This is a genomic window from Oceanicola sp. 22II-s10i, from assembly GCF_002210105.1.
Classification (GTDB): domain Bacteria; phylum Pseudomonadota; class Alphaproteobacteria; order Rhodobacterales; family Rhodobacteraceae; genus Pseudooceanicola.
The window spans coordinates 17,689-38,592 of the sequence record NZ_AQQU01000013.1; the positions used below are offsets into that span (position 1 = coordinate 17,689).

Sequence of the window (20,904 nt, forward strand, 5' to 3'; positions counted from 1 at the left end):
CTGTCGGTTCGATCAGCCCTTGCGTCCGCCATCGTCCAGGTTCGAGGCCAGCTTGACCAGTTCGACCAGTGACTTGACCGCGAGCTTCTCGAGAATGCGGGCGCGGTGGTGGTCGACCGTCCGGGGGCTGATCCCGAGCGCAGCGGCGATCTCCTTGCTCGTGGCCTCGGCCGGGCGGGCCAGCACCTGGTTCACGATCTCGGCCTCGCGTTCGGTCAGGCGGGCAAGACGCTGGCGGAATGCGTTATGCGTCGCGCTGTCGGCCTGCCGCGAGGCGGCGTAGTCAAGCGCCGCGCGGATGCGGTCGACCAGTTCGGACTGGCGGAAGGGTTTCTCAAGGAAGTCGATCGCGCCGCCCTTCATCGCCTGAACGGATTCCCGGACCCCGCCGTGGCCGGTGATGAAGACCACGCCAAGGGGCCAGCCGCGGGCGTTCAGATCGGCCTGCAGTTCCAGCCCGTTCACCTCGGGCATCCCGTAATCGAGCACGAGGCACGCGACATGGCTGCCGTCGCAGGAGGCGAGGAAGCTTGCGGCGGAGTCGTAGGCCTCGACCTCGAATCCGCGCTGGCGCAACGCACGGGTGAGAGACGTGCGAATGTCCTGATCGTCGTCGACGATGTAAACGAGTGAGTGGTCTTCTGTCATGCCGCATCCTTGTGCGGCATCGCTATGTCCACCGTAAAGCTGAATCGGGCGCCGCGCGGCTCCCCACTTTCGTGCCACAGCCGTCCGCCGTTGGCCTGCACGATAGATTGGCAGATCGACAGGCCCAGCCCCATGCCGCTCGGCTTGGTGGTGGCGAAGTCGGCGAAGAGGTTGATGGCGGGATCGACGCCCGGCCCGTTGTCCGCGACGGTCAGCATGACCTGACCGTTCTCCTGCCGGGCGCTGAGGTGGACGCGGCGGTCGTTCTGCCAGTCCGAGGCCAGCGCCTCGATCCCGTTGCGGATCAGGTTGACCAGCACCTGCGCGATCTGCAGGCGGTTGGCATGGACCGGGGGCAGGTGGCCCAGATCGGCAGTGACCGTGACCCCGGCGGCCCGCGCCTCGGCGCTGACCAGGTGGCGGGTCTGTTCCACCAGCCCGGCCAGGTCGAAGTCGCTGCGGATGCCTTCGTCGCGGCGGATGAAGGCGCGCAGGGCCTTGATGATGTCGCCCGCGCGCATGGACTGTTCCGCGATCTCTTCCAGCGTGGCGTGCAGTTCGCTGTCCGCCCCGGCCAGCCGGTCCACGGCGAAAAGCGCGCTGTCGGCGTTCTGCGCGATGGCGGTCAGCGGCTGGTTCAGTTCGTGCGCCAGACCGGCGGCCATCTGGCCCATCGTGTTGTCGCGCGACAGGTTCGACAGTTCGCGGCTGAGCTCCGCGATCTGGTCCTCGGTCTGCTTGGCCTGGGTGATGTCCTCCATCGTCAGGACGTAATGCAGCGGCTTGCCGTCGTGGTTGAAGACCATGATCGCGTTGACCGCGACCCAGATCGCCTCTCCGTCATGGCGCAGGCAGCGCAGTTCGTGGGTGATCTCGTGCGGCGCGCTCTGACGGGCGCCGTCGAACAGCAGGAAGGGCGGATCGTCCGGGTGCACGAGGTCGGAAAACGCCATCTGTTCGAGCGCCGCGGTGTCATAGCCGGTGATCGTGCAGAAGCGGTCGTTCACGCGCAGGAACCGGCCCGAGGAGGAATCGATCTGCGCCATGCCGCGCGACGACAGGTCGAAGGTCTGGCCATATTCGATCTCGGTCGCCCGCCGCGCCGCGATCTGCTGCATGAGCGTGGTGTTCGCGTTTTCCAGCTCCTGATAGGTCTTGGGCAGCGGCTCGGCGGGATCGAGCTCCCCCTGCGAGATCAGGGCGGAGCGGACGGCGAAGGCGCGGACAGGCTTGTAGATGTAGTTGGCCAGCCCCAGACCGGCCAGACCGGTGATCGCCGCTACCAGCGCCGCGATCCAGATGTTGGTCCGCCGGTTCAGCTTGATGACCTCGGTAAAGTCGCTCTCCGGGGCATAGGCGGCGGTGATCCACGGCAGGTTTTCATTGATCGGCGGCATCACGACCGAGACATAGGTCTCGCCGCCATAAGTGAATTGCGACAGCGTTTCCCGGTCGACCGAGATCGTCCCCTGGTCCATCAGGTCCCCGAAGGCCGCCCGTGCGATCGGATCCTCGAAGTCGCGGATATTGGCGAAGCGCAGCGTGCCGTCGGCATCCTGTGTCTTCAGCAGGGCCTTGTTCGGATGGGCGATCACATCGCCGTTGCTGTGGATGATCAGCGCCTGCCCGGAGTCGCCGATCCTGAGCCGGGCGAGAAAGTTCGAGATGTCGCTGATCTCGATGTCGACACCGACGATGCCGCGCACGTGCCCAGGCTGGTCCAGCACGGGCGAAGCGAGCGTGATACCCGGCCGCTGCGACGAGAAGAAGATATAGGGATCGGTCCAGACCGTGGTCAGCCGGTCGCGGGCCAGCACATACCAGGGCCGGGTGCGCGGATCGTAGGTGTCTTCGGGATCCATCCGCCGTTCGACAACCGCGAAGTTCTCGTCCCGCCAGATCAGTTCCGTGGTGCGCGTCTCGCCCTCGGTGCGGATGATCTTGGTTCGGAACGGGGCGGGGCCCTCGCTGCGCATGACATAGACGAAACCGCCGGTTTCGGTCCCATGGTAAAGTCCCGAGAACTGTGGCGCGAGCTGCAGTTGCTGGAACAGCAGCCGCTCCAGCTGTTCCGGCACATCGCTGGCGATGACCCGGTCCTCGGCCAGCCGGGCCGACAGTTCCGCCGCGCCGCGCGCCGGGCTGAGGAAACCGCGCGAATGTTCAATCGCGTTGGTGCCGATGTCGCTCAGCAGGTCACGCGCATGGTCCAGCAGGGCGCGCTCCGAGGTGACATAGGAGGAAAAGACCACCGCCAGAACGGCAATGAACTGAAGCCCGGCAAGGCCGATGGCCAGCATGGCGCCAAGTGAGTTCCGCATGGCCAGTCCCCCCGTTCACCGGCCCGAGCGCCGTCGTCCGATACGCCGAGTTTCCACATATCGGAGAAGTGCGCAACTGCGCGGCGGGTGGGGCGATATAGGCAATATTACCGGGGCAATGACGCGCATTTCGCACTGGTTTTATATGTGCCAGTCTGAACTTACGCGCCGCGCCTGCCAAAACATCCCCAATGTAGCTTGCGTGGAACGTTATTTTAGATGTGACTTTCTCCGGGGCGTTTTGTGAGTGGACGTTCCGATCAGAATAGTTGTTGTGCTGCCGGTGCCGGGTTCTTTTCGGCGCCGGCAATTTCGTTCTGGCCGGTGGTTTCTTGGCCGCCGGCCGATCCGAACTCGGAAGGATTGTTCCGAAAACCTGCGACATCCTGCGACCAGCCTTAACCCGGTCGAAAGACGCGGTGTCGATAGTGGCGCCACAACAATCAACAGGTGTCGCGATGTCGAAATTCAGTGTGCTGCCGCGCGTCCTCGTCCTGCCTCTGCTGCTCGGGGCACCGCAGGCCGGGGCGGTCGATGGCTTTGGCCCCGTCCTGCGCGGCTATGTGGAAACGAATGTCCTGGGCTGGCTCAACGATCCGGCCGTGATCAGCGCGATCCACGATCAGAACCGCAGGCATACGGGGATCACGCAGGCCAGGATCGACGCGCTGGAATACGAATGGCAATCACAGATCGCCGCCGCCGAGAGCCCGTTGATCGACGGTGTCACTCGGTCCGCGGCGGCTGATGTCCTGCGGTTACGCGTCGCCGAGTCCTCGGGCATCATAGCCGAGGTCTTTGTGATGGATGCGCATGGCCTGAACGTCGCGGCCAGTGGTCTCACCTCGGACTACTGGCAGGGGGACGAGGCGAAGTTCACCGAAACCTTCGGTGCCGGTGGCGGTGTCCATGTCAGCGATGTCGAATTTGACGAAAGTACCCAGCTTTACCTCGGGCAGGTATCGGTTCCGATTTCCGACCCGGACACCGGCGCGCTGATCGGTGCCGCGACAATCGGCCTGAACGCCGAACTGCTGTTCTGACCCTCAGGCAAAGGCGTTCGCATATGATCCTCGGTACCGACAACAGGACTGGACCGAACAGGTTCCGGTCGACATTCATCATCAGCACACTTGTCACCGCGCTGGGTATCCTGGCCGTCGTCACGTTGACCGAGGTGCGGTCAAGGGCCCAGCTTGCCACGACGCTGCAGGGCAACCTTGCTGCGCGGGCAGGACAGACCACGGGCCTGCTCGCCCGTCAGGCCGTCGGTGCGGTCCGCTTCGGCAAATCGGCCCCGTTGGCCGACCTCGGGGACAGCCTGCTCCTGGACGGTGGCGGCGATGCCCTTGGCGCGATCTTCATCGACGCCCAGGGCAATGTCCTCTACGCCGCCCGCGGCACTGACTTCAACGAAGACGCGGCACTTTCTCTGGCCCGCTCGGTCATGCGGGACGGGCCGGATCGGGCGTTGGACGGGATGCTCCGTGCTCACAGGATCGAGGTGCCGGATGGCACCGCGATCGGCGCGGTGGTGACGCAATGGTCGGCCGCGCGGCAGTTGGACGAGCTGGCCAAGGCGCGTCAGTTGACGATTCTCGTCGCCGGCATGACCTTCGCAGGCGCTCTTGCTGCGGTCGCGCTGTTTCAGTTCCTGTACGTTTCGCGTCCGCTCGTCCGCATCTCCGGGGCCATGCGTGCCCTCGCGGACGAGGATTTCGACACCGATTTGCCACCACGGAACCGCCGCGACGAACTGGGCGAGATTGCCGGCCGCCTGCATGATTTCCGCGACTCGCTGAAGGCTGCCAAATCCGCGGAGCGTCAGAATGCGTTTCGCAGCGCCGCGATCGCCGGGTCCTCGGCTGCATTGCTGCTTGTCGATGGCGGCGGCATTGTTCTTTTCGCCAACCCCAGCTGTCGCAGGCTGCTGGACAGGATGGCAGTCGATCTGGCCGCGTCGAAGGGCAGGTTCGACAGCGCAACGCTCGAAGGACGCCGGGTGAACGAACGGCCTGGTCTGCCGGAGCTGCTGGCTGGGCCTGCCCCGGCAACGGAGACCCTGCAATGGGGCGGTCGGCATGTGCGGGCCAGCATCGCCGCAGTAACCGACGGTGACGGCACGCAACTGGGTCATGTCATCGAGCTCGAGGATGTTACGCAGGCGGAACTCAATGCCGCGCTGCTCAATGCCCTTGAGACACGGCTGCTCAGGGTCGACTTTGCCCGTGATCATCGCGTGCTGCATTGCAATCGGCCCGTTCTGGCACTGACCGGCTTTGCGTCCCTGGAGGAAATGAGACCGTCCGGTCACGACCTGTTGGAGCCGGTAGACATGCCGGATGCGCCGGCGCCGTCCGCAGCGGAGGTCGAGGCGAGGCTCGTCGCAGGCGATGCCGTATCGGGACGTTTCCGGATGCATGGTGCGGCGGGTGCGGTTCACGTCGTCGATGGCGCTTTGAACCCGGTGCGATCTGCAGAAGGCGCGTTGGAACGTGTCGTCTTTCTAGGCGCCGACATCACGGACCAGCTCGCCCGCATGGAGATCCTGGACGCGGAGCGTGTGCGCATCGCCCAAGAGCAGCAACAGGTCGTCAGCGCACTCGGACGTGGGCTGGGCAAACTCTCCGAAGGCGATCTGCTGCACAGCCTGGATACCGCCTTCCCGGATGACTACGAGGGACTCAGACAGGATTTCAATTCCGCCGCACATGCCCTGAAGGAGGCCATGATCGCGGTGCACGAAAATGCGATTTCGATCCGTTCGGAAACCACGGAAATCAGCGGCGCGGCCGACGATCTCGCGCAGCGCACTGAACGGCAGGCGGCAACGCTGGAGGAAACGGCAACCGCGCTGGACCAATTGACGACATCTGTGAAGTCCGCCGTGTCCGGTGCGGACGAGGCAAGCTCCATCGCCCAGGGGGCGCAGCAGAGTGCCGAGGAAGGTGGGCGCGTCGCCGGGCAGGCTGTGGTCGCTATGGATGCGATCCGGTCGTCGTCTCAGGAGATCTCCAAGATCACCGGCGTGATTGGCGATATCGCCTTTCAGACAAACCTGCTGGCCCTGAACGCCGGTGTCGAGGCGGCTCGCGCGGGCGAATCCGGGCGCGGTTTTGCCGTGGTCGCGACCGAGGTGAGAGCCCTGGCTCAGCGGTCCTCGGACGCGGCACGCGACATCAACACGCTGATCTCTGAAAGCGCGGCAAAGGTCGGGTCGGGCGTCGAGCTCGTGAACCGCACGGGCGACGCGCTGCGCGCGATCGTCACTGCCGTCTCGGATATCTCGGCAAGGGTGTCGGAAATCGCCGGATCAGCGCGCGAACAATCCGCCGGTCTGAGTGAGATCAACCGGGCGGTCAACGAGTTGGATCAGGTCACACAGCAGAATGCGGGAATGTTCGAAGAGACGACCGCAGCTAGCCATGCCCTGATGCAGGAAGCGGAGTCGCTATTGGCTGCTGCGTCGCGTTTCCGCCTCTCGGACACCGCTCCGGCTTCGGCAGCCGTCTCCGCGCCTCGACCGACGCCGGGACGAACCCCGAGCGCTCCGGTCCGAACCGCTGCCCGCGTCGACTCACGCGCATTGGCCGCGGCTCATGAGGCTCCGGCCGCGGAAACCGGCTGGGAAGAATTCTGATGATCAGCGCAGCGCCGGTCCGGGTGGCACCGGCGCGGTCGCGCAGGAGCCGCAGCTTCGCCAAATCAGATGCGTGTTCCTGCGAACCGTTCCTGCCAGTCGGCGCGCTGCGAGTCCTCGATCTTGGCAAACAAATTCTCGGGCACGGAAAATGCATCGCCCGGTTGAAGTACTGTAAAATCATCAGGGGTGCCACGTGGCCAACGACGGTCCGGCGCAGAACCGAAAGCGTTCAGCATCGTGTCTGCCGTGTCGGGAATAAAGGGCGCGGACAGGATGGCGTAGACCCGGATCAGGTTCAGCGAGAGCCGGACGATCGCGGCAGCCCTGTCCGGGTCCGACTTGAAGGCAGCCCATGGCGCCGCTGTCTGCAGATATTCATTCCCCGCGACCCAGATCGCCCGAAGCTCCTGCGCCGACTTGCGGACTTCCATGGCGTCCATATGCGCCTGATAGGTGGCGATGCGCTTGGTGAGGTCGGCGATCAGGGTCTCTTCCTGAGGGCCATACGCACCGCCGTCTGGCACTGCCTCGCCAAACCGCGACCGGGCGAACTTGGTCACTCTGCTGACGAAGTTACCCAGGACGTCGGCCAGGTCCTTGTTCACCGACGCTTGGAAATTCTCCCATGTAAATTCGGCGTCCGAGCTTTCCGGCGCATGGCTCAGAAGCCACCAGCGCCAGTAGTCGGCGGGCAGGATATCAAGCGCCTGATCCATGAACACGCCCCTGCCGCGCGATGTGGAGAATTGGCCGCCATCGTAGTTCAGGTAGTTGAACGACTTGATGAAATCGACCAGTTTCCACGGTTCGCCCGACCCGATGATGGTGGCCGGAAATCCCAGCGTGTGGAACGGTACGTTGTCCTTGCCCATGAACTGGGTGTAGCTCACGTCGTCGGCACCCTTGTCGGTCCGCCACCAGCGCTCCCAGTCATCGCCCTTTCCAGCCTCCACCCATTCCTGGGCGCAGGCGATGTATTCGATGGGCGCGTCGAACCAGACGTAGAACACCTTGCCTTCCATTCCCGGCCAATCCGCATCACCTTTTCTGACGGGGATGCCCCAGTCCAGATCGCGCGTGATGCCCCGGTCCTGCAGCCCGTCGCCATCGTTCAGCCATTTCCGGGCGATGGATGTGGTGAGGACCGGCCAGTCCGTCTTGCTGTCGATCCAGGCTTCGAGCTGATCCTTCATCGCCGACTGGCGCAGGTAAAGATGCTTGGTTTCGCGCATCTCCAGGTCGGTCGATCCCGAGATCGTGGAATGCGGATTGATCAGGTCAACCGGGTCGAGTTGCTTGGTGCAGTTGTCGCACTGGTCGCCGCGCGCGCTGTCGAAACCGCAGTTGGGGCAGGTGCCCTCGATATAGCGATCGGGCAGAAAGCGACCGTCGGCAGGGGAGTACATCTGGCGTTCGGTGACTTCGCGTATCAGGTCAGCGTCGGCGAGGCGTCCGGCGAAATGTTGCGTCAGCCGGTGGTTCTGCGGCGAAGAGGACCGGCCGAAGTGATCAAAGGACAGGCGGAACCCGCGGGCGATGTCGGCCTGAACCGCGTGCATTTCGGCACAGTACTCCCGCACGGGCTTGCCCGCCTTGGCCGCCGCCAGTTCGGCCGGCGTGCCGTGTTCGTCGGTCGCGCAGAGGAAAAGAACCTCGTGCCCCCGGCCGCGCAGGTAGCGCGCATAGAGATCCGCGGGCAGTTGCGAGCCCACGAGATTGCCGAGGTGCTTGATCCCGTTGATATAGGGGATCGCGGAGGTGATGAGGTGCCGTGCCATGTTTCGTGCCGTTTGCTGTCGACCGGCACGGCTTTAACGCAGCCTGTGGTCAAGGGCTACCCCCGCCGGGTCCGCAGGCAGGGGGAATCAGCGCGCGGTATAGCCGCCATCGACCACGTGATAGGACCCGGTCACGAAACTGGCCTTCTCGGACAAGAGGAAACAGGCCAGCGCCGCGACCTCTTCCGGGCTTCCCATGCGTCCGATGGGGTGCAGTGCGGAGATATAGGCTTCGCGCGCCGCGTCGAATCGGTCGTCCACCAGCGGTGTATGGATGAATCCCGGCCCGATGGAATTGATCCTGACGCCCTCTGTCGCATGGTCCAGGGCGGCGGTCTTGGTCAGGCCGACAACGGCATGTTTGGCGGCGACATAGGCTGCGGCAGTGTTGAAGCCGACGGAGCCAAGGATCGAGGCCACGTTCACGATCGCGCCGCCACCTGCCGCTCTGATTGCCGGAATGCCGTAACGCAGCCCGTAGAAGACGCCGTTCAAGTTGACGTCGATCACCCTGTGCCAGGTGTCGAGGGGGTAGGCGCCGGTCGGTTCGCCCGCGCCGCCGATACCCGCGTTGTTGACGAGGAGATGCAGTGCCCCCGTGTTTGCAACGGCAAAGTCGATGATCGCCTCGACCTGCGCAGGGGCCGAAACGTCGCAGGTGGTGGCAAGGGTTCCATGACCGATCTCGGCCGCCATGGCCTCGGTCCGGGCCATATCGAGATCAGCCAGCACCACAGTGGCTCCGCTCGTGGCAAGTTCTTTCGCAATCGCGGCGCCGATGCCCGAGGCGCCACCGGTCACGATGGCCGTCTTTCCGTCGAATCGTATGTCCATTTCTGGTCTCCCGGTTCTTGCGCGTTCACCGGGAAGTTTGACGAGCGCGGGCGCCGCTGCCAAGGCCCGGCGTCAGGACGTCCCGTCCCTTTTGTCGCGGGACCGGCGCAGAAGGCGTCCGATGACAAAGCTGGTGCGTGGCGCGTAGACGTAAGGTGTGCGCTCGTCGAGTGTCGGGCGGGCCCGCATGCGGTAGAGGCCAAAGGCCAGCAATCCGACGTGACCTGCAGCAACCATCCAGAACAGGGCAGGGGGGCCGAAGGCCTCGATCAACTGCGACGCCGTCCACGGCGCGGCAATGGCGCCGAGCGCATAGAAGAACAGCAAGGCGGCCGAAAGTTCCGCCCGTTCCTCGGAGCGTGCGAAGTCGTGGGCGTGCGCCGCGGCAATGGAATAGACGGGGAAGGTGGTGAAACCGAACAGCGCCGCATTCACCATGACCGAGGCAAAGCCGCCGGAGGTGAAGATCGAGGCGATACAACTGACGATCGCGGCGGCGGAGATGCCGATCAACACCATGCGCCGGTCGAACTTGTCCGCCAGCCAGCCCGCCGGATATTGCGCGACCGCGCCGCCGAGGATGTAGACCGACAGGAAACCGGCGATTTCCTCTGCGGCAAGGCCCACGTCCTGCCCGTAGAGCGGTCCGATCATCCGGAAAGTGGCGCCCGAAAGTGCGGACACGATGACGGCGGCCACCGCCAGCGGCGAACAGGCCCAGGCCAACATCGGCCGCAGGCGCGGAGCCGAGGGCATGGCCGGCTGGCGGCTGGTGGTCAGAGAGAGCGGGAACAGGGCGGCGCAGCACATCAGCGCCAGCAGGTTGTACGAGACATAGTCGGCCGGTTCCAGAAAGCCGATCAACGTCTGCGCCACCAGCGATCCGCCCATGTCGATGATCCGGTATATGCCCATGACCCGTCCGCGTGTGCGGTTGGTGAGCTTGGCCATCATCCAGCCCTCGATCACCGTGTAGCAACCCGCGATACACAGGCCCGAGGCGATCCGCATCAGGGCCCAGGCGTAGGGGTCCAGGATCAGCATATGGGCCAGCAGCCCGATCGCGCCCGAGGCGGTGAAGGCCGCGAAGGCCCGCGAATGTCCGACCGAGCCCATCAGGCGTGGCGCCCACCAGCAGCCGATGAAGAACCCTACGAAATGGGCAGAGCCGAGCATCCCGATCTCAGAACGGGAGAAACCGAGGGCGACACCCGACAGTGCGTCCAGTGGGCCGACCCCGCCGGAGGAGAGCTGTAGCAGGATGACCGAGAGAAAGAGGGCCGAGAAGGAAACCATCAAGCGCATGAAGCATCTGTGCCGCCGTGACGCGCCGGGATCCAGTCCGGTCGCGACCCTTGGCGTCGGTATCCTGCGATTTCTCGCGGATGGCGCTCGGGGCGGAACTCAGTCCGCGACCGAGGCGGACAGTTCCGGCCCTCCGCCACGCCACGCCACCGACCAGCGTTTCGGGGGATCGCTTCGCGCCCTGAGCCGGTCCAGCCGCCAGCCTGTCTGACCGGCCCCATGACGCGCGTCGAGCCGCCAGCGGCTTTCCACCCCGGGCGCGCCGCCATCGCCGGCGGTCAGGATCAGCCCCAGCGGGGCGTAGCGTCGGCCCGTGGCTTCGGCACCCGTTTCGGCGGCCAGATGCATCCGCCGCACGGCGGTCAGCGTCGGCAGACCGGGCAGATCGGCGACCATCAGCGCGGCAGCGCCGGACCGCAGCACCTCCTCGGCGGTCCACAGAACGTCCTCGGCCCGCGGCGCGGTGACAAAGACAACATGGGCAGGCGGCAGGAACCGCGACATGCCATCGCCGTTCAGCCGTCCGGAGTCCCACGTGGGTGCGATCCAGATCAGTGGCCGCGCCGGGCCGGTCCCCGCACGGGCGGCGATCATCAGCGCCAGCGTCCACCGGGCGTTGCCGCAAAGTTCGTGCACCCGCGCCAGCCGCAACCCCGCGCCGGGGCCGAGGGAGAGCCCGGGGGCGGGCCGATGCGGGGCATTGCCCAGAAGAGTCGCGGCGTCTGGCATGTTTCGAGTCTGGCATGTTCCATTTTTGTTCTCAAGAGCTGGCCGGCCGTTCAGCATTCCGAAACCAGAGGCGACTATGACAGGGGGCGGAGGCGGAAACATATGCAGACATCCCCGCTCGGACGGACCGGAACCAGCGTCAGCCGATACTGCCTCGGGTCGATGACATGGGGCGGGCCGACCCCGATGCGCGAGGCGCATCAGCAGATCGACATGGCGCTGGATCACGCCATCACCTTCCTCGACACGGCCGAGGTGTTCCCCGTCGCCCCCGTCCGCGCCGAAACCGTGGGCCGGACCGAACGCATCATCGGGCTCTGGTTCGAACGCAACGGGCGCCGGGGCGAAGTCACGCTGGCCACCAAGCAGGCGGGGCGGGGACTGGGCATGGTCCGTGGCGAAGCCGCGATCACCCCCGCGACGATCCGGGACGCACTGGAAGGATGCCTGCGGCGGCTGCGGACCGATTACATCGACCTTTACCAGTTCCACTGGCCGAACCGGGGTGCCTATCACAACCGACGCAACTGGGATTACGATCCTGCGGGCCAGAGCGCCGCCGCCGTCCGGCAGAACATGGCCGACTGCCTCGGCGCGTTGCAGGACGAGGTGCGGCGCGGAACGATACGGCATTTCGGCCTGACCCACGAATCCGCCTGGGGCATGGCGCAATGGCTGGCCCTCGCGGATGCCGGGGCCGGGCCGCGTCCGGTTACGGTGCAGAACGAATATTCGCTGCTGTGCCGGGCGTTCGATACCGACCTTGCGGAACTGGCCGTCAACGAGGATCTGGGGCTGCTGGCCTTTGCGCCGCTGGCCTGGGGATTGCTGACCGGGAAATATCGTGACGGTCCGCTGCCCGCCGGTGCCCGCACCGCGGTGGTGCCCACCCTTGCGGGACGCCTGACCGACCGGGCCCGGAGCGCGGCCGACGCCTATGTCCGGCTGGCCGAACGGGCGGGGCTCGATCCGATCGGCATGGCGCTTGCCTGGGTGGCCGGTCGGCCCTTCACCACGTCGGTCGTCTTCGGGGCGACCACGTCGGAACAGCTCGCCCATATCCTCGCCCAGACCGACCTGACCCTCACACCCGACGTACGGACCGCCATTGACGCGTTGCACCGGGACCACCCGATGCCGTTCTGACGCCACGCTGCCCGGAAATCGACGGCGCGCGTCGTTTTGTGACTTGCGAAACGAGCGGGGCCTCCGTTCCATCGTGACCTGCAGGACCGCTGCCACGGTCCGGGGGAGACACGATGCCACTTGCCATGACCCGCGAGGTCTTTATCACCTGTGCCGTCACCGGCTCGGGCCAGACGCAGGACCGGTCGCCGCATGTCCCGCGGTCGCCGAAAGAGATCGCGGACAGCGCCATCGCCGCCGCCCGCGCCGGGGCCGCCGCCGTCCATATCCATGTCCGCGATCCCGAAAGCGGTGCGCCGTCGCGCGATCCGAAGCTCTATCGCGAGGTCACGGACCGGGTTCGCGACGCCGATGTCGATGCGGTCTTGAACCTGACCGCGGGCATGGGGGGCGACCTGATCCTCGGCGGGACGGAGAATCCGCTGCCGCCGGGGCCGGGCACCGACATGATCGGCGCCGAGGAGCGGCTGGCGCATGTGGCCGAATGCCTTCCCGAGATCTGCACGCTCGACTGCGGCACGATGAATTTCGCCGAGAACGACTATGTCATGACTAACACGCCGGGCATGTTGCGGGCGATGGGGGCAATGATCCGCGACATGGGGGTCACACCCGAGGTCGAATGTTTCGACACCGGCCATCTCTGGTTCGCACGGCAACTGGCCGAAGAGGGAATCCTGCGCGATCCCGCGCTGGTGCAGCTTTGCATGGGGGTGCCGTGGGGCGCGCCCGATGACCTGCCGACGCTGCTATCGATGGTCGGAAACCTGCCCGCCGGATGGACCTTTTCGGCGTTTTCGCTGGGGCGCAACCAGATGCCCTATGTCGCCGCCGCCGTTCTGGCGGGCGGCCACGTTCGCGTGGGTCTGGAAGACAACCTCTGGCTCGACCGCGGTGTGCTGGCGACGAATGCCGACCTCGTCACCCGCGCGGTCGAGATCGTGGAGCGGATGGGCGCCCGTGTGATGACGGCGCAGGACATGCGCGATCGGCTGGGGCTGACCAAGCGCGCGCCTGTGGGGGCGGCCGCATGACCCAGACGGCCGCGATCATCGGCGGCGGCGTCATCGGCGCCGGCTGGGCCGCACGGTTCCTGCTCAACGGCTGGAACGTTCGCGTCTTCGATCCCGAACCGGGGGCGGAAGAGCGCGTCGGCGCGATCATCGACCGCGCCCGGCTGGCGCTGCCCGGCCTTGGCGACGTGGCGCTGCCGCCCGAGGGCGAACTGACCTTCTGCAAGCTGATGTCCGAAACGGTCGCGGGCGCGGCCTGGATCCAGGAAAGCGTGCCCGAGCGGCTGGAGTTGAAGCAGACGATCTACCAGAAGCTTCAGGAACATGCCGAGGAGAGTGCGATTCTCGCGTCGTCCACCTCCGGCTTCACCCCCTCGGAACTGCAGGCCCATTCCAACAATCCCGGCCAGATCCTCGTCGCGCATCCGTTCAACCCGGTCTATCTCGTGCCGCTGGTCGAGGTCGTGCACAGCGGCAAGAACCACCCGGACATGATTGACAACGCTCAGGAAATCCTGAGTAGCCTCGGGATGTATCCGCTGCGTGTCCGCAGCGAGATCCCGGCGCACATCGCGGATCGCCTGCTGGAGGCAGTCTGGCGCGAGGCGCTGTGGCTGGTGCGCGACGATGTGGCCACCACCAAGGAGATCGATGAGGCGATCCGCATGGGCTTCGGCCTGCGCTGGGCGCAGATGGGGCTGTTCGAGACCTACCGCATCGCGGGCGGTCCCGGCGGCATGGCGCAGTTCATGGCGCAGTTCGGCCCCGCGCTGAAATGGCCCTGGACCAAGCTGATGGATGTGCCCGAGCTGACCGACGAGCTGATCCACAAGATCGCCGAGCAGTCGGACGACCAGTCCGGACATCTGAGCCTGGACGATCTGCAATCGGCGCGCGACCGGAACCTCGTCGGCATCATGCGGTCGCTGATGCGCGAGGGCTGGGGCGCGGGGGACATGCTGAATAAGGCGGACCGCGCGCGTGAGGCGGGGCGGGCGATGGCGCGGCAGCTGGCCGATATCGCGGACCTGTCGCAGCCCGTCCTGACCATGGATCGGGCGGTGCCGCTCGACTGGCTGGACTACAACGGCCACATGACCGAGGGGAAGTATCTGCACGCTTTCGGCAATGCGACCGACCGGATCATGGAAATCATCGGCTGCGATCCCGAATATGTCGCGGCCGGCAAGAGTTTCTTTACCGTCGAGACCCATATTCGCCACATCGACGAGGTGAAGGCGGGCGCGCCGCTTCAGATTCGCAGTAGGCTGCTGGCGGGCGACGGCAAGCGGATGCGGATCTGGCACGAGATGACGTCGGGCGACCGTCTGCTGGCGACCGGGGAACACATGCTGCTGCATGTGGATCTCGAAACGCGGCGGGTGTGCGATGCGGAGCCTGCCGTCGCGGCGGCGATGCGGCAACTGGCCGAGGCGCAGGCGGCGCTGCCGGAGCCCGATGGCGCGGGGCGGGCGGTCGGTCAGCCTCGGTAAACGCAGCAGCGTGGCCTTGACGCGTGCGTTGCGCAAGGCCGGCGCAGCGCGGCCTCAGATCGTCCGCCGCAGACCGACGAGGTAGGCTGTGACCTCGCGGTCGGAGATCCGCGCCTCGCGCACCAGCTGGTCGAAGTGCTCGGTCAGCGCAGCGACCCGCGCGCTGTCGCGAAAGGCGATGTAATTGCGCCCGGCATAGAGCACCGCCATCAGCGGGCCGAACACGGTGATCGGCGCGGAATACAGGCGGCGGGCGTCGAAAAAGAAGAGGCGCAGGCGCGGGAAGAGGTTCGTCGTCAGTTCGACAAGGCGGGTCAGTTGCGCCTCTCGGATCTCGGCCGGGATATTGCGGTAGTAGCCCTCGGCTCGGGCGAAACTTTCGATCTCGTGCATCGGCATCGCGATCTCGTAATCCGACCGCGCGCCGCGCATCCAGTCCAGACGGGCATTGGACGCGCGGATCGCCTGCACCGTGCTGCGCCCGAGATGGGGGGAATATTCCCATTGCAGCATCGCGTCGGTCTTGAGCATGTCGGGCAGGGCGGCTGGAACGTGGCGGATCTTGTAGCCCTCTGCCTCGCGGTGCCAGGCGAAAATCTGTTCGTCGACCAGCGCCCGCTCGGCCGCAGTCAGCGTCATCGAAGTCGCCAGCAGGTCCGCCGCCGTCTCGGGCCGGTCGGACAGCGACAGCAGCCAGTCCGCTGACACCCCGAGCGCCGTGGCGCATTCACCCACCACCTGCGCATTCGGCAGCCGCGCGCCGTCGCCCCCAAGAAGCTGCGAGACGGTGGAACGGTCGACCGCGATCCGCCGGGCGAGTTCGGCCTGCGACATGCCGGTTGAGGCGAGGGCCTGCGCCAGCCGGGCGCGGAACTGCGCGGCGCGGGTAAGCTTGTCGAGTTTCTTCGTCATGCGATGGATATTATCACCAAACGAAGGATTTGTGCACCATATCCCTGCTGCACCGCCGCATCCGGATTGCGTAACATTTCCATGACGCCCGGCGCAAAGATCGGGCGCAGGGTATGGGACCGATCCAACATGGCCGACAGCGTCAAGACGCAGTCATATATCTCTGTCTGGAAAGAGAAATTCTATCGCCGCCGCTTCGAGTGGCCAACGCTGGCACTGCTGGCGGCCTGTTACTTCGCCTGGGGGCTGGGCACCACATGGCTCGCCACGCTCTGGCTGCCTGCCGCCATCGTGCTGACGGTTCTGGCCATAGCCCTGCATTCGTCGCTGAGCCACGAGATGATCCACGGGCATCCGTTCCGATCAAAATACCTGAACGAAGCGCTGGTCTTTCCCGCGCTGACCCTGCTGATCCCCTACCGCAGGTTCCGCGACACGCATCTGGACCACCACCAGGACGCGATCCTGACCGATCCCTATGACGATCCGGAGAGCAACTACCTCGACCCGGAGGTCTGGGCGACGCTCGGCCCGGTGCGGCGGGCGGTGCTGTCGTTCAACAACACGCTGGCGGGGCGGCTGCTGATTGGACCGGCGGTCGGGCAGGTCGCCTTCATGGCGTCGGACTGGCGCGCGATCCGCAACCGCAAACCCGGCGTGCTGAGCGGCTGGCTTTGGCATCTGCCGGCGGTCGCAGTGGTCGCTGCATGGCTGGTATTCGTGGCGGACATGCCTGTCTGGGCCTACCTCGTCTCGGCCTACGCGGCATTGGCGGTGCTCAAGATCCGCACCTTCCTCGAACATCAGGCGCACGAGCGCGCGCGGGGTCGAACGGTCATCATCGAGGACCGGGGAATCCTGGCTTTTCTGTTTCTGAACAACAACCTGCACGTCGTTCATCACATGCATCCGCGGACACCCTGGTACAAGCTGCCCGAGCTCTACCGCGACAACCGCGACCGCTATCTCGCGCGGAACGACGGCTATCGCTACGCCTCCTACGCCGAGATTTTCCGCCGGCACCTGTTTCGTGCAAAGGACCCTGTGCCGCATCCTCTCTGGTCGCGCTCCAAATAAAGGCGCATAGCCCGAGGGATGGAAACCTGGGTCCTTTTCACCTTTGGCGCGGTGGTCTTCCAGACCCTGCGCTTCATGGTTCAGAAACAGCTGAGCACGTCTTCCCTCTCCGCGAGCGGGGCGACATTCGCGCGCTTCATCTACTCCGCGCCGCTGGTGCTGGCCGCCGTGCCTTTCCTGCTGAACATCTACGGGCTGGACTGGCCGCATTTCTCGCTGACGTTCTGGCTCTACGCATGGGTCGGCGGGATCACCCAGATCTTCGCCACCGTCTTTGTCCTGCTGATCTTTCGCAGCCGTCACTTCGCCGTCGGCGTGACCCTGAAGAAGACCGAGGTGCTGCTGACCGCCATCGTTTCCCTCGCCGTGCTGGGCGAGGGGGTGTCGTTGCCCGCGCTGGTCGCGATCATGGTGGGGCTGGCGGGGGTGCTGCTGCTGTCGGACCTGCCGGGCGGCGACGCGCCGCTCTGGCGGCGGATCGGCAACCGGGCGGCGGTGCTGGGGATCGGGTCGGGCGTGCTGTTCGCATTGTCCGGCGTCTGCTATCGCGGCGCGACGCTTGAGATCGCGGCGGACGAACCGCTGGTCCGGGCCGTCGTCACGCTGGCGGCGGTCGGTATGTCGCAACTGATCGGCATGGGCCTGTGGCTGCGGCTGCGCGAACCGGGCGAGATCGGGCGCGTGGTCGGCGCATGGCGGACGGCGGGGCTGGTCGGGCTGACCTCGCTCTTCGGCTCGGTCTGCTGGTTCACCGCCTTCACGTTGCAGAACGCGACCTACGTCTATGCCGTCGGGCAGAGCGAGGTGATCCTGAGCCTGATGGCGGGCTACCTGTTCTTCCGCGAACGGCTTTCGTCGCGCGAAATCGTCGGGATCGGCCTGATCACCGCATCCGTGCTGTCGCTGATCCTGCTGGTCTGAGCCGTCAGTCGGCCCGCTCGCCGCGCCTGATCATCCCCTTGAGCCGGGTGAAGGCGCGGTTCTCGTCGTTGTTGGAGAAGAACGGCACCGACTCCGGCGGGGTCGGGTCGGCGGCGCGCTGCGCCACCTCGGCCAGGACGACCTCGGTGATGAAGGGCAGGTCGAACTCGCGCACCTGTTCCAGCGGGATCCACTGCAGCAGCGACAGTTCGTCCTGCGCGCGGCTGAAGTCGTCCGGGTCGGTCTGCAGCGTTTCGGCATCGGTCAGGAAGAACCGCGCGTCGAAGCGGCGCGGACGGCCCGGAGGGGTGATGGCGCGGAACACGAACTGCAGGTTGGTCGCGTCGGGGATGTGGCCGGTGGCGGCGAATTCGGTCCAGTCCTCGGCCGGGGTGCCGGGCCAGTCGGCCTTGGTGCCGAGGATCTGGCCGGTTTCCTCCCACAACTCGCGGATGGCGGCGACCGAAAGCGCGTGGCTCAGGTCGTCCTCGCAGCCTTCGGCGATGCGGGTCGCGCAGAGGTCGGGCAGGGGGCCGGCCAGCGGCACGTCGGCATCGCCCTTGTCCATCGCGCCGCCCGGAAAGACGAACATGGACGGCATGAACACCGCCTTGGCACCCCGCTGACCCATCAGCACCTTGGGTGCGGTCGCGCGGTCCCTCAGCACGATGATGGTGGCTGCGTTGCGAATGGCGGATTTGTCGATCATGTGCTTCTCCCGGCGGCGTCGCGTGCGCCCTGCCGCGCGACCCTAGCGCGCGGCGTTACCGGTGCCAAGCGCTCACCTGCCGTTCGGCAAGGATGTGGCCCGCCCGTCGCGCGCATCGGCAAAGCCGTGCATGAACCGCGCCCACTGGAAGCCGATCAGCGCGCCCTTGAGCCGGGGCAGCAGGTAGAGCGACAGGCCCACGGTGCCGATCAGGAACGCGGTGAACAGCACCAGCGGTTCGGGGCGCAGGGCCGTGAAGGCGATCAGCATCGAGGGGGCCATCAGGTGGCCGACGATGAGGATCGTCAGATAGGCCGGGCCGTCGTCGGCGCGGTGGTGGCTGAACTCCTCCCGGCAGACCGAGCAGTGGTCGCGGACCTGCAGGAAGCCCTTGAGCAGCGGCCCGGAGCCGCAGTTCGGGCAACGACGGCGGAACCCGTTCAGGACGGCGCGTCTGGTGTCGCGGGCTGCGGGGTTCATGTCTGTCTGGGTCATGTCGGCATGGACTGTCGCGGTCATGGGAGCACTCATATTCGTCTGGTCCCGAACCTAATGCTTGGTGCCCGGGAAGGAAGAGGGCGGATTGTCCCACGGGTGCGGCGCGTCGCGAAAATTTTCGACGGATCGCGACGGAACCCGTCAGCCCGCCCGTATCAGTACTGAAATCGGACGAAGAAACGGTTTCGCGACCGAGGGCAAAACGAGCTTCTGAGGAGACTACAGGATGAAGACGATGACGATGACGGCCGCAGCGGCCATGATCGCGATGATGGCAGGCGGTGCGGCCTATGCGGACCAGCGTGGTCCGGGTGGCATGCACGGGATGCAAGGTGCATTCGGCGGGCCGGAGTTCGATTTCTCGGCTGCCGACACCGATGGAAACGGGCAGCTGTCCAAGGAAGAGATGCAGGCCTATGCCACCTCGCGTTTCGGCGCGGCGGATACCGATGGCGACGGTGCGATCAGCAAGGAAGAGATGCTGGCCCACATGGAGAAGCGCGACGCCGAGCGTCGGGCCGAGCGCCGGTCGCGGATGTATGACCGGATGCTCGAACGCGTTGACGACAACGACGACGGCAAGATCGGCATCGACGAGATGATGCCGCCCGAGCGGACGCAGACCCGGATGTTCGACCGGATCGACGCGGATGGCGACGGGATGATCTCGGAAGAGGAATTCGCCGAGATGCAGAAGATGCGCGAGGACCGCCGCGAACGTCGGGGTCATGGCGAGCGTGGTGAACACAGGCACGAGCGCAAATGGCGCGACGGGCGCGACACGAAGTGACAGCGGTGCGGGCCGGGGGGATGACGCCTCCGGCCCGTGCGACCCCGCTCCGGCGTTGCCGGGGCGGCGGGAATGGAATACGCCCGCGGGACGATGACCGGTATGGCCCTGGACGCCCTGAGCGACTGCGACGACGAGACCTTGCTGGCGCATTATGCGGCCGGCGACGCCGCGGCCGCGCGCCTGCTGACGGCGCGGCTGGGGCCGCGGGTCTTCAGCCATGCCGCCCGTCTGCTGGGCGACGCGGCCGAGGCCGAGGATGTGGCGCAGGAGGCGATGCTGCGCCTGTGGCGCATCGCGCCCGAGTGGCGGGCGGGCGAGGCGCAGGTTTCGACCTGGCTCTATCGCGTGACGGCCAACCTCTGCATCGACCGCAAGCGGCGGGCGCGTGGCGGGCACACGGCTCTGGACGCGATCGCGGAACCGGCGGATCCGGCGCCGAGTGCAGCGGGGCAGTTGCAGGACAAGGCGCGGATGCAGGCGCTGGACGAGGCACTTGCCACCCTGCCGGACCGGCAGCGGCAGGCCGTCGTGCTGCGGCACATCGAAGGTCTGGGCAATCCCGAGATTGCCGAGATCATGGAAATCAGCACCGAGGCGGTGGAATCGCTCACCGCGCGGGGCAAGCGGGCGCTGGCTGCGGCTCTGGCCGGACGGCGCGAGGACCTGGGGTATGCGGATGACTAGGCAAGGCGGACCCGACGACACGGACCGGATGATCGACGCGCTGCTGGATCAGGCGCGCGCGACCCCGCGCGACATGCCCGAGGGGCTGGCGGCGCGGATGCTGCGCGATGCCTATGACGAACAGGCGGCCCGGCGAGACGCGGTGCCGGTCACGGCGCCGGCACGGCAAGCTGTGCGCGGATGGCGCCCCGGCCTCTGGCGGCAGTTCCTCGATGCAGTCGGCGGGTATCCTTCGGTGGCGGGGCTGGCCTCGGTCGCCGTGTTCGGGGTGTTTATCGGGATCAACACCCCGGACCTGCTGACGCAGGGGGCCACGACGCTGGGGCTCACGACGGCCTCGACCGATCTCTACATGGTCGATGTGGCCTCGGTCTGGGACGATCTGGCGGCGGAGCAGTAG

At 66.2% G+C, this 20,904-nt stretch carries 19 protein-coding genes; 10 read left to right on the forward strand and 9 right to left on the reverse strand.

Annotated features, from left to right (window positions below):
• Positions 1-12: 12 nt before the first annotated feature.
• Both ATO6_RS21545 and ATO6_RS21550 read right to left on the reverse strand, forming a co-directional pair.
• Positions 13-648, reverse strand: a complete 636-nt coding sequence (locus tag ATO6_RS21545) for a response regulator transcription factor (protein ID WP_088626127.1) — start codon at positions 646-648, stop codon at positions 13-15.
• The gene (locus ATO6_RS21550; protein ID WP_088626128.1) at positions 645-2,969 is read right to left on the reverse strand and encodes a cache domain-containing protein; all 2,325 of its coding nucleotides are present in this window, start codon (positions 2,967-2,969) and stop codon (positions 645-647) included. The genes ATO6_RS21545 and ATO6_RS21550 overlap by 4 nt, the downstream gene beginning before the upstream one ends.
• Positions 2,970-3,427: 458 nt before the next feature.
• Here ATO6_RS21550 and ATO6_RS21555 point away from each other — a divergent pair, with 458 nt between their 5' ends.
• Both ATO6_RS21555 and ATO6_RS21560 read left to right on the forward strand, forming a co-directional pair.
• Positions 3,428-4,012 carry a PDC sensor domain-containing protein gene (locus tag ATO6_RS21555; protein WP_254919237.1) on the forward strand — a complete coding sequence of 195 codons (585 nt, stop codon included), beginning with the start codon at positions 3,428-3,430 and terminating at the stop codon, positions 4,010-4,012.
• 23 nt (positions 4,013-4,035) lie between these two features.
• Positions 4,036-6,609, forward strand: a complete 2,574-nt coding sequence (locus ATO6_RS21560) for a methyl-accepting chemotaxis protein (protein ID WP_088626129.1) — start codon at positions 4,036-4,038, stop codon at positions 6,607-6,609.
• 65 nt (positions 6,610-6,674) lie between these two features.
• Here the strand turns inward: ATO6_RS21560 and metG are convergent, their stop codons facing one another.
• The 4 genes from metG to ATO6_RS21580 all read right to left on the reverse strand — a co-directional run bounded on the left by metG (position 6,675) and on the right by ATO6_RS21580 (position 11,258).
• Positions 6,675-8,390 (reverse strand): methionine--tRNA ligase, encoded by a 1,716-nt coding sequence (metG, locus tag ATO6_RS21565; protein ID WP_088626130.1) that lies wholly within the window; start codon positions 8,388-8,390, stop codon positions 6,675-6,677.
• Positions 8,391-8,477: 87 nt separating this feature from the next.
• On the reverse strand, positions 8,478-9,224 hold the full coding sequence (locus tag ATO6_RS21570; protein WP_088626131.1) for an SDR family NAD(P)-dependent oxidoreductase: 747 nt from the start codon (positions 9,222-9,224) through the stop codon (positions 8,478-8,480).
• Between the two features lie 72 nt (positions 9,225-9,296).
• Positions 9,297-10,529, reverse strand: coding sequence for an MFS transporter (locus ATO6_RS21575; RefSeq protein WP_088626132.1), 1,233 nt, complete (start codon positions 10,527-10,529; stop codon positions 9,297-9,299).
• A gap of 99 nt (positions 10,530-10,628) precedes the next feature.
• The gene (locus ATO6_RS21580) at positions 10,629-11,258 is read right to left on the reverse strand and encodes an ImuA family protein (protein WP_254919238.1); all 630 of its coding nucleotides are present in this window, start codon (positions 11,256-11,258) and stop codon (positions 10,629-10,631) included.
• Between the two features lie 102 nt (positions 11,259-11,360).
• On the opposite strand from ATO6_RS21580, the gene ATO6_RS21585 reads away from it, so the two are divergent.
• The 3 genes from ATO6_RS21585 to ATO6_RS21595 all read left to right on the forward strand — a co-directional run bounded on the left by ATO6_RS21585 (position 11,361) and on the right by ATO6_RS21595 (position 14,910).
• A complete protein-coding gene (locus tag ATO6_RS21585; protein WP_088626133.1) occupies positions 11,361-12,404 on the forward strand; it encodes an aldo/keto reductase in 1,044 nt (347 codons plus the stop codon).
• A 113-nt stretch (positions 12,405-12,517) separates the two neighbouring features.
• Positions 12,518-13,438: a 3-keto-5-aminohexanoate cleavage protein gene (locus tag ATO6_RS21590; RefSeq protein ID WP_088626134.1), complete on the forward strand. Its 921-nt coding sequence runs from the start codon at positions 12,518-12,520 to the stop codon at positions 13,436-13,438.
• Positions 13,435-14,910: a carnitine 3-dehydrogenase gene (locus ATO6_RS21595; protein WP_088626135.1), complete on the forward strand. Its 1,476-nt coding sequence runs from the start codon at positions 13,435-13,437 to the stop codon at positions 14,908-14,910. The genes ATO6_RS21590 and ATO6_RS21595 overlap by 4 nt, the downstream gene beginning before the upstream one ends.
• 54 nt (positions 14,911-14,964) lie before the next feature.
• On the opposite strand, the gene ATO6_RS21600 is transcribed toward ATO6_RS21595, so the two are convergent.
• Entirely contained in the window at positions 14,965-15,822 is an 858-nt protein-coding gene (locus tag ATO6_RS21600; protein ID WP_088626136.1) for a helix-turn-helix domain-containing protein, read from the reverse strand.
• Positions 15,823-15,951: 129 nt separating this feature from the next.
• On the opposite strand from ATO6_RS21600, the gene ATO6_RS21605 reads away from it, so the two are divergent.
• Positions 15,952-16,899, forward strand: coding sequence for a fatty acid desaturase (locus tag ATO6_RS21605; protein WP_088626137.1), 948 nt, complete (start codon positions 15,952-15,954; stop codon positions 16,897-16,899).
• Positions 16,900-16,917: 18 nt separating this feature from the next.
• A complete protein-coding gene (locus ATO6_RS21610) occupies positions 16,918-17,820 on the forward strand; it encodes a DMT family transporter (protein ID WP_088626138.1) in 903 nt (300 codons plus the stop codon).
• A 4-nt stretch (positions 17,821-17,824) separates the two neighbouring features.
• Here ATO6_RS21610 and ATO6_RS21615 read toward each other — a convergent pair whose 3' ends face one another.
• The gene (locus ATO6_RS21615) at positions 17,825-18,529 is read right to left on the reverse strand and encodes an NUDIX hydrolase (protein WP_088626139.1); all 705 of its coding nucleotides are present in this window, start codon (positions 18,527-18,529) and stop codon (positions 17,825-17,827) included.
• Between the two features lie 72 nt (positions 18,530-18,601).
• Positions 18,602-19,024, reverse strand: a complete 423-nt coding sequence (locus ATO6_RS21620; RefSeq protein ID WP_088626179.1) for a DUF983 domain-containing protein — start codon at positions 19,022-19,024, stop codon at positions 18,602-18,604.
• A 229-nt stretch (positions 19,025-19,253) separates the two neighbouring features.
• On the opposite strand from ATO6_RS21620, the gene ATO6_RS21625 reads away from it, so the two are divergent.
• The 3 genes from ATO6_RS21625 to ATO6_RS21635 all read left to right on the forward strand — a co-directional run bounded on the left by ATO6_RS21625 (position 19,254) and on the right by ATO6_RS21635 (position 20,904).
• A complete protein-coding gene (locus ATO6_RS21625; RefSeq protein ID WP_088626140.1) occupies positions 19,254-19,817 on the forward strand; it encodes an EF-hand domain-containing protein in 564 nt (187 codons plus the stop codon).
• Positions 19,818-19,919: 102 nt separating this feature from the next.
• Positions 19,920-20,504, forward strand: coding sequence for an RNA polymerase sigma factor (locus ATO6_RS21630; RefSeq protein ID WP_088626180.1), 585 nt, complete (start codon positions 19,920-19,922; stop codon positions 20,502-20,504).
• Positions 20,497-20,904 carry a hypothetical protein gene (locus tag ATO6_RS21635; protein ID WP_141102054.1) on the forward strand — a complete coding sequence of 136 codons (408 nt, stop codon included), beginning with the start codon at positions 20,497-20,499 and terminating at the stop codon, positions 20,902-20,904. Before ATO6_RS21630 ends, ATO6_RS21635 begins: the two co-directional genes overlap by 8 nt.

Coding starts and splice junctions, on each gene's coding strand:
- ATO6_RS21575 (WP_088626132.1), bottom strand. CDS start 10,529: ATGCGCTTGATGGTTTCCTTCTCGGCCCTCTTTCTCTCGGTCATCCTG.
- metG (WP_088626130.1), bottom strand. CDS start 8,390: ATGGCACGGCACCTCATCACCTCCGCGATCCCCTATATCAACGGGATC.
- ATO6_RS21605 (WP_088626137.1), top strand. CDS start 15,952: ATGGCCGACAGCGTCAAGACGCAGTCATATATCTCTGTCTGGAAAGAG.
- ATO6_RS21580 (WP_254919238.1), bottom strand. CDS start 11,258: ATGCCAGACGCCGCGACTCTTCTGGGCAATGCCCCGCATCGGCCCGCC.
- ATO6_RS21635 (WP_141102054.1), top strand. CDS start 20,497: ATGACTAGGCAAGGCGGACCCGACGACACGGACCGGATGATCGACGCG.
- ATO6_RS21630 (WP_088626180.1), top strand. CDS start 19,920: ATGGCCCTGGACGCCCTGAGCGACTGCGACGACGAGACCTTGCTGGCG.
- ATO6_RS21615 (WP_088626139.1), bottom strand. CDS start 18,529: ATGATCGACAAATCCGCCATTCGCAACGCAGCCACCATCATCGTGCTG.
- ATO6_RS21600 (WP_088626136.1), bottom strand. CDS start 15,822: ATGACGAAGAAACTCGACAAGCTTACCCGCGCCGCGCAGTTCCGCGCC.
- ATO6_RS21610 (WP_088626138.1), top strand. CDS start 16,918: ATGGAAACCTGGGTCCTTTTCACCTTTGGCGCGGTGGTCTTCCAGACC.
- ATO6_RS21560 (WP_088626129.1), top strand. CDS start 4,036: ATGATCCTCGGTACCGACAACAGGACTGGACCGAACAGGTTCCGGTCG.
- ATO6_RS21620 (WP_088626179.1), bottom strand. CDS start 19,024: ATGACCCAGACAGACATGAACCCCGCAGCCCGCGACACCAGACGCGCC.
- ATO6_RS21545 (WP_088626127.1), bottom strand. CDS start 648: ATGACAGAAGACCACTCACTCGTTTACATCGTCGACGACGATCAGGAC.
- ATO6_RS21625 (WP_088626140.1), top strand. CDS start 19,254: ATGAAGACGATGACGATGACGGCCGCAGCGGCCATGATCGCGATGATG.
- ATO6_RS21550 (WP_088626128.1), bottom strand. CDS start 2,969: ATGCGGAACTCACTTGGCGCCATGCTGGCCATCGGCCTTGCCGGGCTT.
- ATO6_RS21555 (WP_254919237.1), top strand. CDS start 3,428: ATGTCGAAATTCAGTGTGCTGCCGCGCGTCCTCGTCCTGCCTCTGCTG.
- ATO6_RS21590 (WP_088626134.1), top strand. CDS start 12,518: ATGCCACTTGCCATGACCCGCGAGGTCTTTATCACCTGTGCCGTCACC.
- ATO6_RS21570 (WP_088626131.1), bottom strand. CDS start 9,224: ATGGACATACGATTCGACGGAAAGACGGCCATCGTGACCGGTGGCGCC.
- ATO6_RS21595 (WP_088626135.1), top strand. CDS start 13,435: ATGACCCAGACGGCCGCGATCATCGGCGGCGGCGTCATCGGCGCCGGC.
- ATO6_RS21585 (WP_088626133.1), top strand. CDS start 11,361: ATGCAGACATCCCCGCTCGGACGGACCGGAACCAGCGTCAGCCGATAC.